Annotated in this window: 11 protein-coding genes; 8 read left to right on the forward strand and 3 right to left on the reverse strand. The window is 44.4% G+C overall.

The features are described 5' to 3' along the window. Window positions 1-28 precede the first annotated feature (28 nt). From lpxB to OCW38_RS03780, 8 genes are all read left to right on the forward strand, one after another. Window positions 29-1,225 (forward strand): lipid-A-disaccharide synthase, encoded by a 1,197-nt coding sequence (lpxB, locus tag OCW38_RS03745; RefSeq protein ID WP_010436514.1) that lies wholly within the window; start codon window positions 29-31, stop codon window positions 1,223-1,225. Between the two features lie 36 nt (window positions 1,226-1,261). Then, entirely contained in the window at window positions 1,262-1,882 is a 621-nt protein-coding gene (gene rnhB, locus OCW38_RS03750; protein WP_016785005.1) for a ribonuclease HII, read from the forward strand. Window positions 1,883-2,043: 161 nt separating this feature from the next. Next, complete coding sequence (gene dnaE / locus OCW38_RS03755) at window positions 2,044-5,523, forward strand: DNA polymerase III subunit alpha (RefSeq protein WP_010436518.1); 3,480 nt, start codon at window positions 2,044-2,046, stop codon at window positions 5,521-5,523. A gap of 45 nt (window positions 5,524-5,568) precedes the next feature. Further along, on the forward strand, window positions 5,569-6,528 hold the full coding sequence (accA, locus tag OCW38_RS03760) for an acetyl-CoA carboxylase carboxyl transferase subunit alpha (RefSeq protein ID WP_010436520.1): 960 nt from the start codon (window positions 5,569-5,571) through the stop codon (window positions 6,526-6,528). 123 nt (window positions 6,529-6,651) lie between these two features. Then, window positions 6,652-7,998 (forward strand): tRNA lysidine(34) synthetase TilS, encoded by a 1,347-nt coding sequence (tilS, locus tag OCW38_RS03765; protein ID WP_016795152.1) that lies wholly within the window; start codon window positions 6,652-6,654, stop codon window positions 7,996-7,998. 58 nt (window positions 7,999-8,056) lie between these two features. Beyond that, entirely contained in the window at window positions 8,057-8,368 is a 312-nt protein-coding gene (locus tag OCW38_RS03770; protein ID WP_010436524.1) for a c-type cytochrome, read from the forward strand. Between the two features lie 130 nt (window positions 8,369-8,498). Next, complete coding sequence (gene glnB, locus OCW38_RS03775; protein ID WP_004738609.1) at window positions 8,499-8,837, forward strand: nitrogen regulatory protein P-II; 339 nt, start codon at window positions 8,499-8,501, stop codon at window positions 8,835-8,837. A 60-nt stretch (window positions 8,838-8,897) separates the two neighbouring features. Beyond that, on the forward strand, window positions 8,898-9,740 hold the full coding sequence (locus OCW38_RS03780) for an endonuclease/exonuclease/phosphatase family protein (protein ID WP_010436530.1): 843 nt from the start codon (window positions 8,898-8,900) through the stop codon (window positions 9,738-9,740). Window positions 9,741-9,850: 110 nt separating this feature from the next. Here OCW38_RS03780 and OCW38_RS03785 read toward each other — a convergent pair whose 3' ends face one another. The 3 genes from OCW38_RS03785 to gloB all read right to left on the reverse strand — a co-directional run bounded on the left by OCW38_RS03785 (window position 9,851) and on the right by gloB (window position 12,934). Further along, window positions 9,851-10,537: a YIP1 family protein gene (locus OCW38_RS03785; RefSeq protein WP_010436533.1), complete on the reverse strand. Its 687-nt coding sequence runs from the start codon at window positions 10,535-10,537 to the stop codon at window positions 9,851-9,853. Beyond that, a complete protein-coding gene (locus OCW38_RS03790; protein ID WP_010436536.1) occupies window positions 10,534-12,105 on the reverse strand; it encodes a LysM peptidoglycan-binding domain-containing protein in 1,572 nt (523 codons plus the stop codon). Before OCW38_RS03790 ends, OCW38_RS03785 begins: the two co-directional genes overlap by 4 nt. Window positions 12,106-12,175: 70 nt before the next feature. Beyond that, complete coding sequence (gene gloB, locus OCW38_RS03795; protein WP_261895144.1) at window positions 12,176-12,934, reverse strand: hydroxyacylglutathione hydrolase; 759 nt, start codon at window positions 12,932-12,934, stop codon at window positions 12,176-12,178. Window positions 12,935-12,958 lie beyond the last annotated feature (24 nt).

Raw genomic sequence — 12,958 nt, forward strand, 5'->3', positions numbered from 1 at the left:
GTTTTAGGCAAGAAGGGAATTGAAAATTATGGCACAACAAGATGCGCATACTGATAGCTCTAACTTTGTTTCGAATGAACCACTGCGAGTCGGTATTGTTGTGGGAGAGCTCTCCGGAGACACGCTAGGTGAAGGTTTCATCAAAGCAATAAAATCCCAGTATCCGAATGCTGAGTTCGTAGGTATCGGTGGACCAAAGATGAAGGCTCTGGGTTGTGAATCTCTTTTCGAAATGGAAGAGCTTGCCGTAATGGGGTTAGTTGAAGTATTGGGTCGTTTACCTCGCTTGTTAAAAGTGAAAGCAGAACTGGTTAAGTATTTCACACAGAACCCACCAGATGTCTTTGTTGGTATTGATGCTCCTGACTTCAACCTGAGACTTGAGTTAGATCTGAAGAAAGCTGGAATTAAAACGGTTCATTATGTTAGCCCTTCAGTTTGGGCTTGGCGTCCTAAGCGTATCTTTAAAATCGATAAAGCAACTGATTTAGTCCTTGCTTTCTTGCCATTCGAAAAAGCGTTCTACGATAAATATAATGTTGCCTGTGAATTTGTTGGCCATACCTTGGCAGACGCTATCCCTCTGGACCCAAATAAGCAGGAAGCTCGAGAGCTTTTAGGTTTAGATCAAGATAAGCAGTGGCTAGCGGTATTGCCGGGTAGCCGTGGTGGTGAGATGAGTTTGATTGCTCAACCATTTATCGAAACGTGCCAACGCATTAAGCAGAAATACCCTGATATCAATTTTGTTGTTGCGCTTGTTAACGAACAGCGTAAAAAACAGTTTACCGACATTTGGCAATCGACAGCACCTGAACTTGAATTCTCGTTAGTGGATGATACCGCGAGAAACGTAATTACCGCTGCTGATTCTGTGCTGCTTGCCTCAGGTACTGTTGCTCTTGAGTGTATGTTACTGAAACGCCCGATGGTCGTTGGCTACAAAGTAAATAAACTGACGGGATACATTGTTAAGAAATTATCGATTACCGAGTTCGTCTCATTGCCGAATATTTTGGCAGGTGAAGAGATAGTGAAAGAACATATTCTTGAAGAGTGTCACCCAGACTTTTTGTTTCCGTCTGTCGATAAAATGCTCTCAGCGGACAATACTGCGTTGATCGAACGCTTTACTGAGATGCATCATTGGATTCGTAAAGGCGCGGACAAGCAAGCAGCCAATGCAGTCTTGAACCTTATTAATAAGCCATTTGTTGAAGCGTAAGCGTTGATAGCTTTATAGAGCACTAAGAGAATAATTATGGCAGTAAAAGAGAAAAAAGAACTTCCTCCTTTTGAGTATCCTGAGGGTTACCAGTTGTTTGCTGGTGTGGATGAAGTGGGGCGTGGGCCATTGGTTGGTGATGTAGTGACGGCTGCGGTTATTCTTGATCCAAATAATCCAATTGAAGGCTTGAACGACTCCAAAAAACTGTCTGAAAAAAAACGCCTTGCTTTACTTCCTGAAATCAAAGAAAAAGCGTTGGCGTGGTCTGTTGGTCGCTGTTCTCCTCAAGAGATTGATGAACTTAATATTCTGCAAGCAACCATGGTAGCGATGCAGCGTGCCATTGCCGGACTTAATATTCAGCCCGATATGGCATTAATCGATGGTAACCGTGTTCCTGAACTGCCGATGGACGGTATGGCTATTGTAAAGGGTGACTTACGAGTCGCTGAAATCAGTGCGGCGTCTATTATTGCTAAAGTGGTCCGTGATCAAGAGATGGAAGAACTTGATAAGATCCATCCCGAATTTGGTTTCGCTAAACATAAAGGTTACCCAACTAAAGCGCATTTCGAAGCAATTGAAAAACACGGCGTAACCGAACATTACCGTAAGAGCTTCAAACCAGTAAAACGTATTTTAGGTATCGATTAACGTGCTTTGGCCAACGCTTTAAATTGGTTCGAGCTTTATATTGATTAGGGCTTCGTATTGATTTAAACGTAGCAGCGAATAAAGTTGCCTATTTGCGGCAGAAAAAAATAGAATACACACAGTTGTAATCCTAGGCTTGAGCCTAGAACTCAGGAAAAATAATGTCAGATCCAAAATTTGTTCACCTACGCGTACACAGTGACTTTTCGATGGTGGATGGCCTATCTAAGGTGCCACCATTAGTAAAAAAAGTAGCTGAAATGGGTATGCCTGCTCTAGCACTTACCGACTTTACCAACCTTTGTGGCTTGGTTAAGTTTTACGGTACTGCCCATGGGTGTGGGGTTAAACCTATTATTGGTGCGGACTTCGTTATGCAGTCTCCAGAATTTGGTGACGAGTTAACAAAGTTGACAATACTGGCCACGGATAACAAGGGTTACAACAACCTTACTTTATTGATCTCGAAGGCCTATCTTCGTGGTCATGTACAGCATCAACCTGTTCTCGATAAAGAATGGTTAATTGAGCATGCAGAAGGCCTGATTATTTTATCGGGTGCCAAAGATGGTGAGATTGGCAAAGCGTTACTGAAAGGTAACCGTGAACTTGTCGCGAGCAGCGTTGAGTTTTACAAAACGTATTTCGCAGATCGTTTTTACCTTGAGCTTATTCGTACCGGGCGTCCGGATGAAGAGTCTTACCTGCACTTTGCATTAGAACTGGCAGAGCAAGAAGATTTGCCTGTTGTTGCGACGAATGAAGTGGTGTTCCTAACCGAAGATCTTTTTGACGCTCACGAAATCCGCGTAGCGATCCACGACGGTTTTACAATGGTTGATCCACGTCGACCAAAAAACTACAGCGCACAGCAATACCTTCGTAGCGAAGAAGAGATGTGCGAGTTGTTCTCTGATATCCCTGAAGCTCTGGAAAACAGTGTCGAGATTGCTAAGCGTTGTAATGTAACCGTTCGCCTTGGCGAATACTTCTTGCCTAACTTCCCAACCGAAGGTTTAGCGATTGAAGACTTCCTGATTAAGAAGTCAGAAGAAGGTCTTGAGCGTCGTTTAGAGTTTCTATTCCCTGACGAAAAAATCCGAGCAGAGCGTAGGCCTGAGTACGATGAGCGCCTCAAAATTGAACTTGAAGTTGTCAATAACATGGGGTTCCCAGGCTACTTCTTGATTGTTATGGAGTTCATCCAGTGGTCCAAAGACAACGATGTACCTGTTGGTCCTGGCCGTGGTTCTGGTGCTGGTTCTTTGGTGGCTTATGCATTGGATATCACCGATCTTGACCCACTTGAATACGATCTACTTTTTGAACGTTTCTTGAACCCAGAACGTGTATCGATGCCCGATTTTGATATCGATTTCTGTATGGATAAGCGTGACCAAGTCATTGATCACGTTGCAGAAATGTATGGCCGTGATGCTGTTTCGCAGATCATCACCTTCGGTACCATGGCAGCGAAAGCGGTAATTCGAGATGTAGGTCGTGTGTTAGGCCACCCATTTGGCTTTGTTGACCGAATTTCTAAGCTAGTTCCGCCTGACCCGGGTATGACGCTAGAGAAAGCCTTCCTCGCTGAACCCGCATTACCTGAACTCTATGATGGTGATGAAGAAGTTCGTGAGCTGATTGATAAATGTCGAATTCTAGAAGGTTGTACACGAAACGCTGGTAAGCACGCTGGGGGGGTTGTAATCTCACCCACCACGATTACTGACTTTGCACCTATTTATGCCGATGCGGAAGGTAACTTCCCAGTAACGCAATTCGATAAGAATGACGTAGAAACCGCTGGCTTGGTTAAGTTTGACTTCTTGGGGTTGCGTACCTTAACTATTATCGATTGGGCATTGGGCTTAGTGAATCCACGTTTGGCAAAAGAGGGTAAAGATCCGGTTCGTATCGAGTCGATTCCTCTTGATGACCAAGCGTCGTTTAACTTATTACAAAATTCTGAAACGACGGCGGTATTCCAGCTGGAATCTCGCGGTATGAAAGACCTGATCAAGCGTCTACAGCCCGACTGTTTTGAAGATATCATCGCATTAGTGGCCTTGTTCCGTCCGGGCCCTCTTCAATCAGGTATGGTAGATAACTTTATCGACCGTAAACATGGACGAGAAGCAGTATCTTACCCCGATGAAACGTGGCAACACGAGTCGTTAAAAGAAACATTAGAACCGACTTACGGCATCATCCTGTATCAAGAACAGGTAATGCAAATCGCTCAGATTCTGGCGGGTTATACGCTTGGTGGAGCCGATATGCTGCGTCGTGCGATGGGTAAGAAAAAGCCTGAAGAGATGGCAAAACAGCGCGGTACCTTTAAAGAGGGTGCTGAAGCTAACGGTGTTGATGGCGAATTGGCCATGAAGATCTTTGACTTGGTAGAGAAGTTTGCGGGCTACGGCTTCAACAAATCTCACTCGGCTGCCTACGCATTGGTTTCTTATCAAACACTATGGCTGAAAACGCACTACCCAGCGGAATTTATGGCGGCGGTAATGACCGCAGATATGGACAACACGGAGAAGGTTATTGGCCTTGTTGATGAGTGTTTCCGTATGAAGCTTAAGCTTCTTCCACCTGATATCAATTCAGGCCTATACCGATTCAATGTCGATGAAGACGGAGCGATTGTTTATGGTATTGGTGCGATAAAAGGGGTGGGTGAAGGCCCTATTGAAGCGATTATTGAAGCGCGCAATAAGGGCGGTTACTTTAAAGATTTATTCGACTTCTGTGCGCGTCTTGATCTGAAGAAGGTTAACAAACGTGTTATCGAAAAGTTGATTCTATCTGGAGCCTTAGATAGATTAGGTCCTCACCGTGCTGCGATGATGGCGTCATTGAAAGATGCAGTTAAGGCTGCAAGCCAACATCACCATGCTGAGTCGTTTGGTCAATCCGACATGTTTGGTGTGTTGACTGATGCTCCAGAAGAGGTTGAACACAAGTATACTCAAGTACCTAAATGGCCTGAAAAAGTTTGGCTTGAAGGTGAGCGAGAAACACTGGGTTTGTATTTAACGGGTCACCCGGTGAATGCTTACATCAAAGAGTTAGCAAAATACACCAGCTGTCGTTTGAAAGATGCTACGCCAACGCGTCGTGACCAATCATTAACGATTGCAGGCTTGGTCATTGCTGCTAGGGTCATGACCACGAAACGCGGTACACGAATCGGTTTAATGACACTTGATGACCGATCTGGCCGAATGGAAGTGATGTTGTTCTCTGATGCACTCGATCGCTACGCAGAATTGCTCGAAAAAGACAAAATTGTGGTCGTTTCTGGACAGGTCAGCTTTGATGACTTCAACGGTGGGCTTAAAATGTCCGCGCGCGAGGTCATGGACTTAGGAAGCGCCCGTGAAAAATATGCTCGTGGGGTATCGATATCTATCGATCAATCCCAGATTAATGGTCAATTTTTTGAACGCTTTGGTCAAATCTTAGAACCTTATAGAGCCGGAACGGTCCCAGTCAATGTATACTACCAACGTGCCGACGCTAGAGCGCGGTTAACATTGGGCACAGAATGGCGTGTGACGCCAAGTGATACATTACTAGACGAATTAAAACAGCTGCTTGGAAATAGCCAAGTAGAACTCGAATTTAACTAAAATTTAGCTTCGCTAACGTGGAGCTGAATCAACAAGGATTCATAGATGAGCCTGAACTTTCTAGAATTTGAAAAGCCTATCGCTGAACTTGAAGCAAAAATCGAAGCGCTACGTGACGTTTCTCGTCACGGTGGTGACGCAGCGGTAGATCTAGACAAAGAAATCGAACAACTAGAGAAAAAAAGCTTAGAGCTTAAACAGAAAATCTTTAGTGACTTAGGTGCGTGGCAGGTGGCTCAACTTGCTCGCCACCCTCAACGTCCTTATACCAAAGATTACCTGGAGCATGCATTCACAGAATTTGAAGAGATGGCGGGTGATCGCGCTTACGCTGACGATAAAGCAATTGTGGGTGGTATGGCTCGTCTAAATGGCCGTCCTGTTATGGTTATTGGTCATCAAAAAGGTCGCGAGACCAAAGAAAAAGTGATCCGTAACTTTGGTATGCCAAAGCCTGAGGGTTACCGTAAGGCTCTTCGCTTAATGGAAACGGCTGAGCGTTTCAACATGCCAATTATTACTTTCATCGACACGGCGGGTGCATACCCTGGTGTTGGTGCTGAAGAGCGTGGCCAATCTGAAGCTATCGCAAAAAATCTAAAGGTAATGGCTGGTCTATCTGTACCAGTTATCTGTAACGTTGTCGGTGAAGGCGGTTCTGGTGGTGCACTAGCGATCGGCGTTGGTGATTACGTGAACATGCTTCAGTACTCTACGTACTCAGTAATATCTCCAGAAGGCTGTGCTTCAATCCTATGGCGTGATTCAGATAAAGCGCCACAAGCTGCAGAAGCAATGGGTCTAGTTGCTCCTCGTCTTAAAGAGCTTGAACTTATCGACGAAATCATTCCTGAGCCTCTAGGTGGCGCGCACCGCGATCCAGTACAAACTGCTCAGAACATGAAAGACATGCTAGTCAAACAACTAGAAGAGCTAGAGCAGTTTGATAATGAAGCGCTTCTTGAGCGTCGTTACCAGCGTCTAATGAGCTACGGTTACTGCTGATAAGCGTGCCTTGAAATGAGGCAGCTTCAAGTAACAAGATGATGAAAGGGTTGGACTCAGTGCCAACCCTTTTTTATTATTAGAACATACCCCGTCAAACCTACTCTCATGGTTCACTCGCTCATGACTCACTTAATCAAAACCTTTACATCGGCACTTCATCAAAGCGCACTTAAGCCTAGTAGATTGATCGTGGCTTTCAGTGGCGGTGTTGATTCTCGAGTTTTGTTAGAGTTAGCGGCACAGTACGCGCAAACGCATGACATTGAGTGTCGTGCGGTACATGTTCACCATGGCCTAAGCGAAAACGCCGACTACTGGGTAGAACGATGCCAAGCATGGTGTGATGTGTTGTCGGTATCTTTGGCTGTAGAGCGAGTATCATTAGATCTTAATAGTGGCGAGAGCGTTGAAAAGCTTGCGCGAGACGCTCGATATAAAGCTTTTGAGCAGCATGTCAGATCGGGTGATGTGTTAGTCACGGGTCAGCACATTGATGACCAACTTGAGACTTTCTTGTTAGCGTTAAAACGTGGAAGTGGCCCAAAAGGACTCTCTTCTATGGCGAAGATTATGCCGTTTGGGAAAGCTTTCATGCTTCGTCCTCTGCTGTCGGTGACCCGCTCAGATATTGAAACATCAGCTCATAATATGGGTTTAACTTGGGTCGAAGATGAGAGTAATCAAGACCTGCGCTATGACCGTAATTTTATTCGTCACCAAGTTACGCCGACATTAATTGAACGATGGCCTAGTTTTCGAGAGTCGGTCAGTCGCAGCGCTCAACTGTGCGCAGAACAAGAGTTTCTACTCGATGAACTGCTTGAGTCTCACTTTCAGCAAGCTTTGAGGGGCAGTAAGAGCCTAAGCCTAAGCCTAAGCATTGAGGCCTTATCTCAGCATTCTGATTTACTGCGCGCACGCTTGCTAAGAATGTGGTTGAACCATTGCAATCAACCTATGCCGAGCCAAAAGCAGCTAAAACTTATTTGGGATGAGGTAGCCTGCGCTCAGGCAGATGCCAATCCTAAGCTGGTGTTGAATGATGTTGAGATTAGGCGTTTTAATAACCAGCTCTATTTGGTACAAGACACCCAAGATTTGTCGAGCTGGCAAAGTGATATTTCAGCGGAAGGTAGCTTAGTTCTGCCTGATGGTTTAGGGGAGCTACACTTAAGTTCAGCGATGAGTGAGGGCGTATCTAGCAACCGTGATTTGCAAAGCTTTAGTTTGTCGGATAAAAGCGTAACACTAAGGGTGATTTTTAATCCGGAAGGATTATCGGCTCACCCTGTTGGACGCGGGCATAGCAGAAAGCTTAAGAAGCTCTTTCAAGAGTATCAGGTACCAAGTTGGTTACGACGTCGAACACCAATATTAATGGATGGTGATCGAGTGATCGCAGTTTTAGGCTTATTCGTAGATAAAAACTACGAAGGTCAAGATTGTGAAGCGCTTTGGAGCAAGTAAAAAAAGTTTGTGTCACAATTTGACGTTACTTTAATAAAAATAATTAATGGAATATGCAATGAAGAAAATTACACTAGGATTAGTTATTGGATTTGGACTATTGAGTGGTAATGCTCTGGCAGGGGATGTTGCCGCAGGTCAAGCTAAAGCCGCAATCTGTGCAGCATGTCATGGTGCAGATGGAATCGCTGTCATCCCCGGTTACCCGAATCTCAAGGGACAAAATGAACAGTATATTGTGTCATCAATTAACGCGTACAAAACAAAGCAACGTAATGGCGGCTTAGCAGCTGTAATGCAAGCTCAAGCTTCAATGTTAAGTGATGATGATATCGCGAACCTAGCTGCTTACTATGCAAGCCTTAAATAAAGTTTCCTCAAAGCGCTAATTAAACAAGATGATAAATTTCGAGCCAGAGCTTTAAAGCTCTGGCTTTTTTCATTGAATGTTTACAATAGCTAACCGATAATGAGCTATTCGTACAGTTTAAGGGATGAACATGAAAAAGATTGAAGCGATTATCAAGCCATTTAAGCTTGATGATGTACGTGAAGCACTTGCAGAAGTTGGCATTACAGGTATGACTGTATCTGAAGTAAAAGGTTTCGGACGTCAGAAAGGTCATACTGAGCTATACCGTGGCGCAGAGTATATGGTCGACTTTTTGCCAAAAGTGAAATTAGAAATTGTCGTGACTGATGAAGTTGCGGATCAATGCGTAGATACCATTATCGAAACGGCTCAAACCGGTAAGATTGGTGACGGTAAGATCTTCATTACTGATGTTGAACGTGTGGTACGTATTCGTACTGGCGAAGAAGACGAAGACGCTGTATAAAAAAACGACTACCCTAAAAGGAGCGCTTATCGCTCCTTTTTCATTTCTGGTGGGTGTTGTATGTTTAAGAAAACCATCATTGTTATCGCAGTTTTGATAACACTTGTTGTTGCTAGTTTTCATCTTATCTTCGTTATTCCTCAAAAACCTAATCTGGTTACTTCCTCTTATAGCACCAGTAACGATACCTATAGTTGCTATCAAAATTCACTACCTAAATCGATTGATGTTTCAGACGGATTGAGCCTAATTGTGTGGAATATCTACAAGCAAAACCGCAATAACTGGCAGAATGAACTGAATCAATTGACGGAGGGAAGTGATTTAGTGTTGTTACAAGAAGCACGTATGACTAAAGAGCTTAGTCAATGGGTGACAAGCGGACAGTGGGGAAGTACTCGTGTTAATGCGTTTGAAGTCTTTGAACAAAGTGCGGGTGTGCTTAGTCTAGCGACCCATTTACCGATCGAAGCTTGTGCATATACTCATGAAGAGCCTTGGCTTCAACTGCCTAAATCTGCACTTTGGTCTCGCTATCAGTTAAGTAATGGAGAAGAGCTTGCCGTCATTAATATCCATGCCGTGAACTTTACGTTTGGCACCGAAGATTATAAAGCTCAGCTTAAAAGCCTAACCGATAACCTGCAAAAATATCGCGGACCAGTCATTTTTGCTGGCGATTTTAACAGCTGGAGCGAAGCTCGCTTTGCGGTATTGAAAGAGGCGTTGGAAAAAGTTGGTCTGACCGAGGTTGTTTTTGACCCTGATAACCGAACTCAGTTTATGACAGGTTTGGTGCTTGACCACGTGTTCTATCGAGGGTTAGAGGTAGAAAAAGCAAAAGCGCCCATTACGGACGCTTCTGATCATAACCCAATGCGAGTGACCTTTAAGGCTAGATAGTAACAAGCCAATGGCAATTAGCTATTTGCACAGTGGTTACTTTTAATAATTAGCTAATGAAACAAATAGACTAGTGAGTATCCTCTAGCCTTTATTTTATCGACTCAAGCTTAGAATATTAAAATGTAGAGAGCCCAGATTAGGTAGTAACCAACCCATGGCAAACCAGAGATGACCAGTGCTTGTCCGCGTTCAAATTCAGTCCACGTCAGCACTGCTGCATAACCTAGCACGATGTACCAAGGTAACAAAAGCGGTAATGAGCTCGCGAACTGTGACCAGTCATTGGTTAGTGGTAACTTGATTAAGCCGTTTAAGCTGTTCAAGTCAGCGGCGTAGCTCATCACCTGTCCATGTTTGAGGAGTAGGCTTGCGTAGCTTGCTACATCACCTAAAACCGCAGGGAACATCACAACCGATGAAGCGGCAAACCATCTCCAGTAACTATGCTGATGTTGGCTTGGCTTTGTTGCGAGGTTAAACCAGAATGCCAACAGAGCAATGCTTAGTGTACGGCCAAATACATCACTGATGATTTCGCTCGCGAGTAGAGTATTGCTGTCAAGTAACGCCAATTGGTCAGGATTAGTTTCAGCCAGTTGCTGTGACAATTCTGAACTTAACCATGCAAAATCTACATTTGAAAAATAGGCACCCCAAAATAAAAATGGGCTGAGTATTAATACGACGTAGGGTTGCCATCCCCAAGCACTTCGTTGATAAAGCGCTAAGAAACAAGCCGTTGGTGAACGGAAAATATCCAACAGCATGACGAGTGGGTTGCTTGACGGGTTCATACACTTACCTTAGTTACATCAACATACAGCTTCAGTTTTTGTCCTGGCTGTAGGTATTTCTTGTTCTGCAAAGTGTTCCATTTTACAACATCTGCACTTTTTACTTTGAACTTTGATGCAATACCGCTGACTGTGTCACCTGATCTTACGTTATAGAAGACAGTGCGGATGATAGAGCCGTCTGAACTATTCTTCCAGATGACCAGTTCTTGACCAACTCGAAGTGTGTCGCGTGGCCCCATACCATTCCACTTAGCCAGCGATTGGTGAGAGACTTTGTTTGCGCGCGCAATCGTCCATAAGCTGTCACCACTTTTTACTGTATGACTGAGCTTATATTGGCCGCGACTCTTCGACTGTGTGTTAGCTAGGCGGTTTGAAGCGCTTAGTGCATATGTTTTGTCGTCTTTGGTTGAGGTTGGGATAAGCAGGTGCTGACCAATACGGATATTGTTGTTGCTCATCCCGTTTGCAGAGCGAATCACTTTACTGGTGGTGCTGTATTTACTCGCCAGTACGCTGATGCTATCGCCAGATTGCACTTTATAGCGCACCAATTTCATACCTTTGCCTTTATTAGCTGCCACTTCTTTGTTGAACTTCTCAACAGAGCTTAGAGGAAGCAATAATTGCTGATGTTTTTCTGGTGCCGTCGCCCACTGGTTATAAGCCGGATTGTAGCCTTGCAGTTCTTTAACTGGAATACCTGCGTAGCTAGCAGCAATCGCGAGATCGAGCTGTTCATCTGGGTTCACCAGAGTTAATACGGGTTTGTTAGGAATAGCTGGAATATCAATTCCATATTTCTCTTGATTTGCGATTACATCAGCCAGCGCGAGTAGCTTAGGAACATAGCTGCTGGTCTCTTTTGGTAAATCTAGAGAGAAGAAGTCGATTGGTTTACCTAGTTTCTTGTTCTTACGAATTGCGCTGTTTACTCGACCGCCACCACTATTGTAGGCCGCAATCGCATGGTTCCAATCGCCATCAAAGCGTCTATTTAGGTCCGAAAGGAAATCCAATGCCGCATCGGTAGAAGCGGCTACGTCACGACGACCGTCATACCAGAAGTTCTGTTCTAGCCCGTAGTCTTTGCCGGTGCCAGAAATGAATTGCCATAGTCCTGCAGCACTGCCATGAGAGTAGGCAAACGCATCAAAAGAACTTTCTACAACGGGCAATAGTGCCAATTCTAATGGCAACCCTTTTTCTTCAATCTTCGTCGTAATCAGATAAAGAAAAGGTTCAGCACGTTGTGAGACGGTTTTGAGGTGACTAGGGTGTTTTAGATACCAAGTTCGGTAGTAGTCGACTTTCTTTTCGTCGGGTACTTCCATTTCAAGTTGCATCGCAATGCGTTTCCAAACATCTTCTTGTGTTTGTGGAGTAACGATAGGTGCTTCAACTTTGGATTCTTCTTTGGTCGCTTCTGATGAAACGTTCGTTTGAGAAACTTCTTTAGTAGGAGATGTGTTGGTTTGCTCGGAAGCTTGGTCTGGATTCTCTGACTGAGTTAATTGGCAACCAGAAAGTAGTAATACCAAAGCCCAGCTGTACTTAACTCGCATGTTACAGCCTTTTTAATAAACGGCTGCTGATAATACTTGCCACTCCCTATGAGTGACAAGTATGGATTTGTTAAAATTCGTTCTTCCACGCACGTAAAGCGGTAAAGACTGATAAAGGATCGGTCTGCTCGGTACGATTAGATACTGATTTAACTACACTTGGCTCTGTGTAACGTAAGAAAGGGTTCACAAACTTCTCTTGTCTCAAATTTGTGGGGATGGTCGACTTATTCTGAGCGCGCAGTCGGTTTACTTGGTCTCGATATTGCTGCAAATGTTGGTTATCAGGTTCAACGGCAAGTGCGAAAGCGACATTAGCTGCTGTGTACTCGTGTGCACAATAGACTTCCGTTTCTTGAGGAAGTGCCGTGATCTTATTCGGCGCGTCAAACATTTGTTGTGGTGTGCCTTCCATGATTCGACCACAACCCGCTGAGAACAATACATCGCCACAAAATAACTTAGCATCACCGACATAACCGATGTGACCTGCGGTGTGTCCACTGAGCCCAAGTACTAGAAAGACTTCGCCAAACAGCTCTAACTGGTCACCATCGTCGACAGGGTGAGTCAACGTTGGGATCGGTTCGTTTTTTGGGCCCACTACATCAACGCCAGGGTGTTGCCTTACTAATTCTGGAACGCCACCAATGTGATCATGGTGGTGGTGTGTAATCAAGATTGCATCTAAAGTTAGCTCATGATGTGCCAAGTACTCTAATACTGGAGCCGCATCACCAGGGTCGACGACAGCACAACGGCGATCGCTATTTTCAATCAGCCAGATGTAATTATCGTTAAATGCAGGTATGCTTTTGATATGTAACATTATTGGATCTCCAGTCACTTTTAG

This window comes from Vibrio cyclitrophicus (assembly GCF_024347435.1).
Classification (GTDB): Bacteria; Pseudomonadota; Gammaproteobacteria; order Enterobacterales; family Vibrionaceae; genus Vibrio; species Vibrio cyclitrophicus.

Excerpts from the sequence above, each read along its gene's own strand:
- OCW38_RS03785 (WP_010436533.1), bottom strand. The coding sequence starts at position 10,537 with ATGAACCCGTCAAGCAACCCACTCGTCATGCTGTTGGATATTTTCCGT.
- OCW38_RS03780 (WP_010436530.1), top strand. The coding sequence starts at position 8,898 with ATGTTTAAGAAAACCATCATTGTTATCGCAGTTTTGATAACACTTGTT.
- dnaE (WP_010436518.1), top strand. The coding sequence starts at position 2,044 with ATGTCAGATCCAAAATTTGTTCACCTACGCGTACACAGTGACTTTTCG.
- OCW38_RS03770 (WP_010436524.1), top strand. The coding sequence starts at position 8,057 with ATGAAGAAAATTACACTAGGATTAGTTATTGGATTTGGACTATTGAGT.
- tilS (WP_016795152.1), top strand. The coding sequence starts at position 6,652 with ATGACTCACTTAATCAAAACCTTTACATCGGCACTTCATCAAAGCGCA.
- accA (WP_010436520.1), top strand. The coding sequence starts at position 5,569 with ATGAGCCTGAACTTTCTAGAATTTGAAAAGCCTATCGCTGAACTTGAA.
- gloB (WP_261895144.1), bottom strand. The coding sequence starts at position 12,934 with ATGTTACATATCAAAAGCATACCTGCATTTAACGATAATTACATCTGG.
- rnhB (WP_016785005.1), top strand. The coding sequence starts at position 1,262 with ATGGCAGTAAAAGAGAAAAAAGAACTTCCTCCTTTTGAGTATCCTGAG.
- glnB (WP_004738609.1), top strand. The coding sequence starts at position 8,499 with ATGAAAAAGATTGAAGCGATTATCAAGCCATTTAAGCTTGATGATGTA.
- lpxB (WP_010436514.1), top strand. The coding sequence starts at position 29 with ATGGCACAACAAGATGCGCATACTGATAGCTCTAACTTTGTTTCGAAT.
- OCW38_RS03790 (WP_010436536.1), bottom strand. The coding sequence starts at position 12,105 with ATGCGAGTTAAGTACAGCTGGGCTTTGGTATTACTACTTTCTGGTTGC.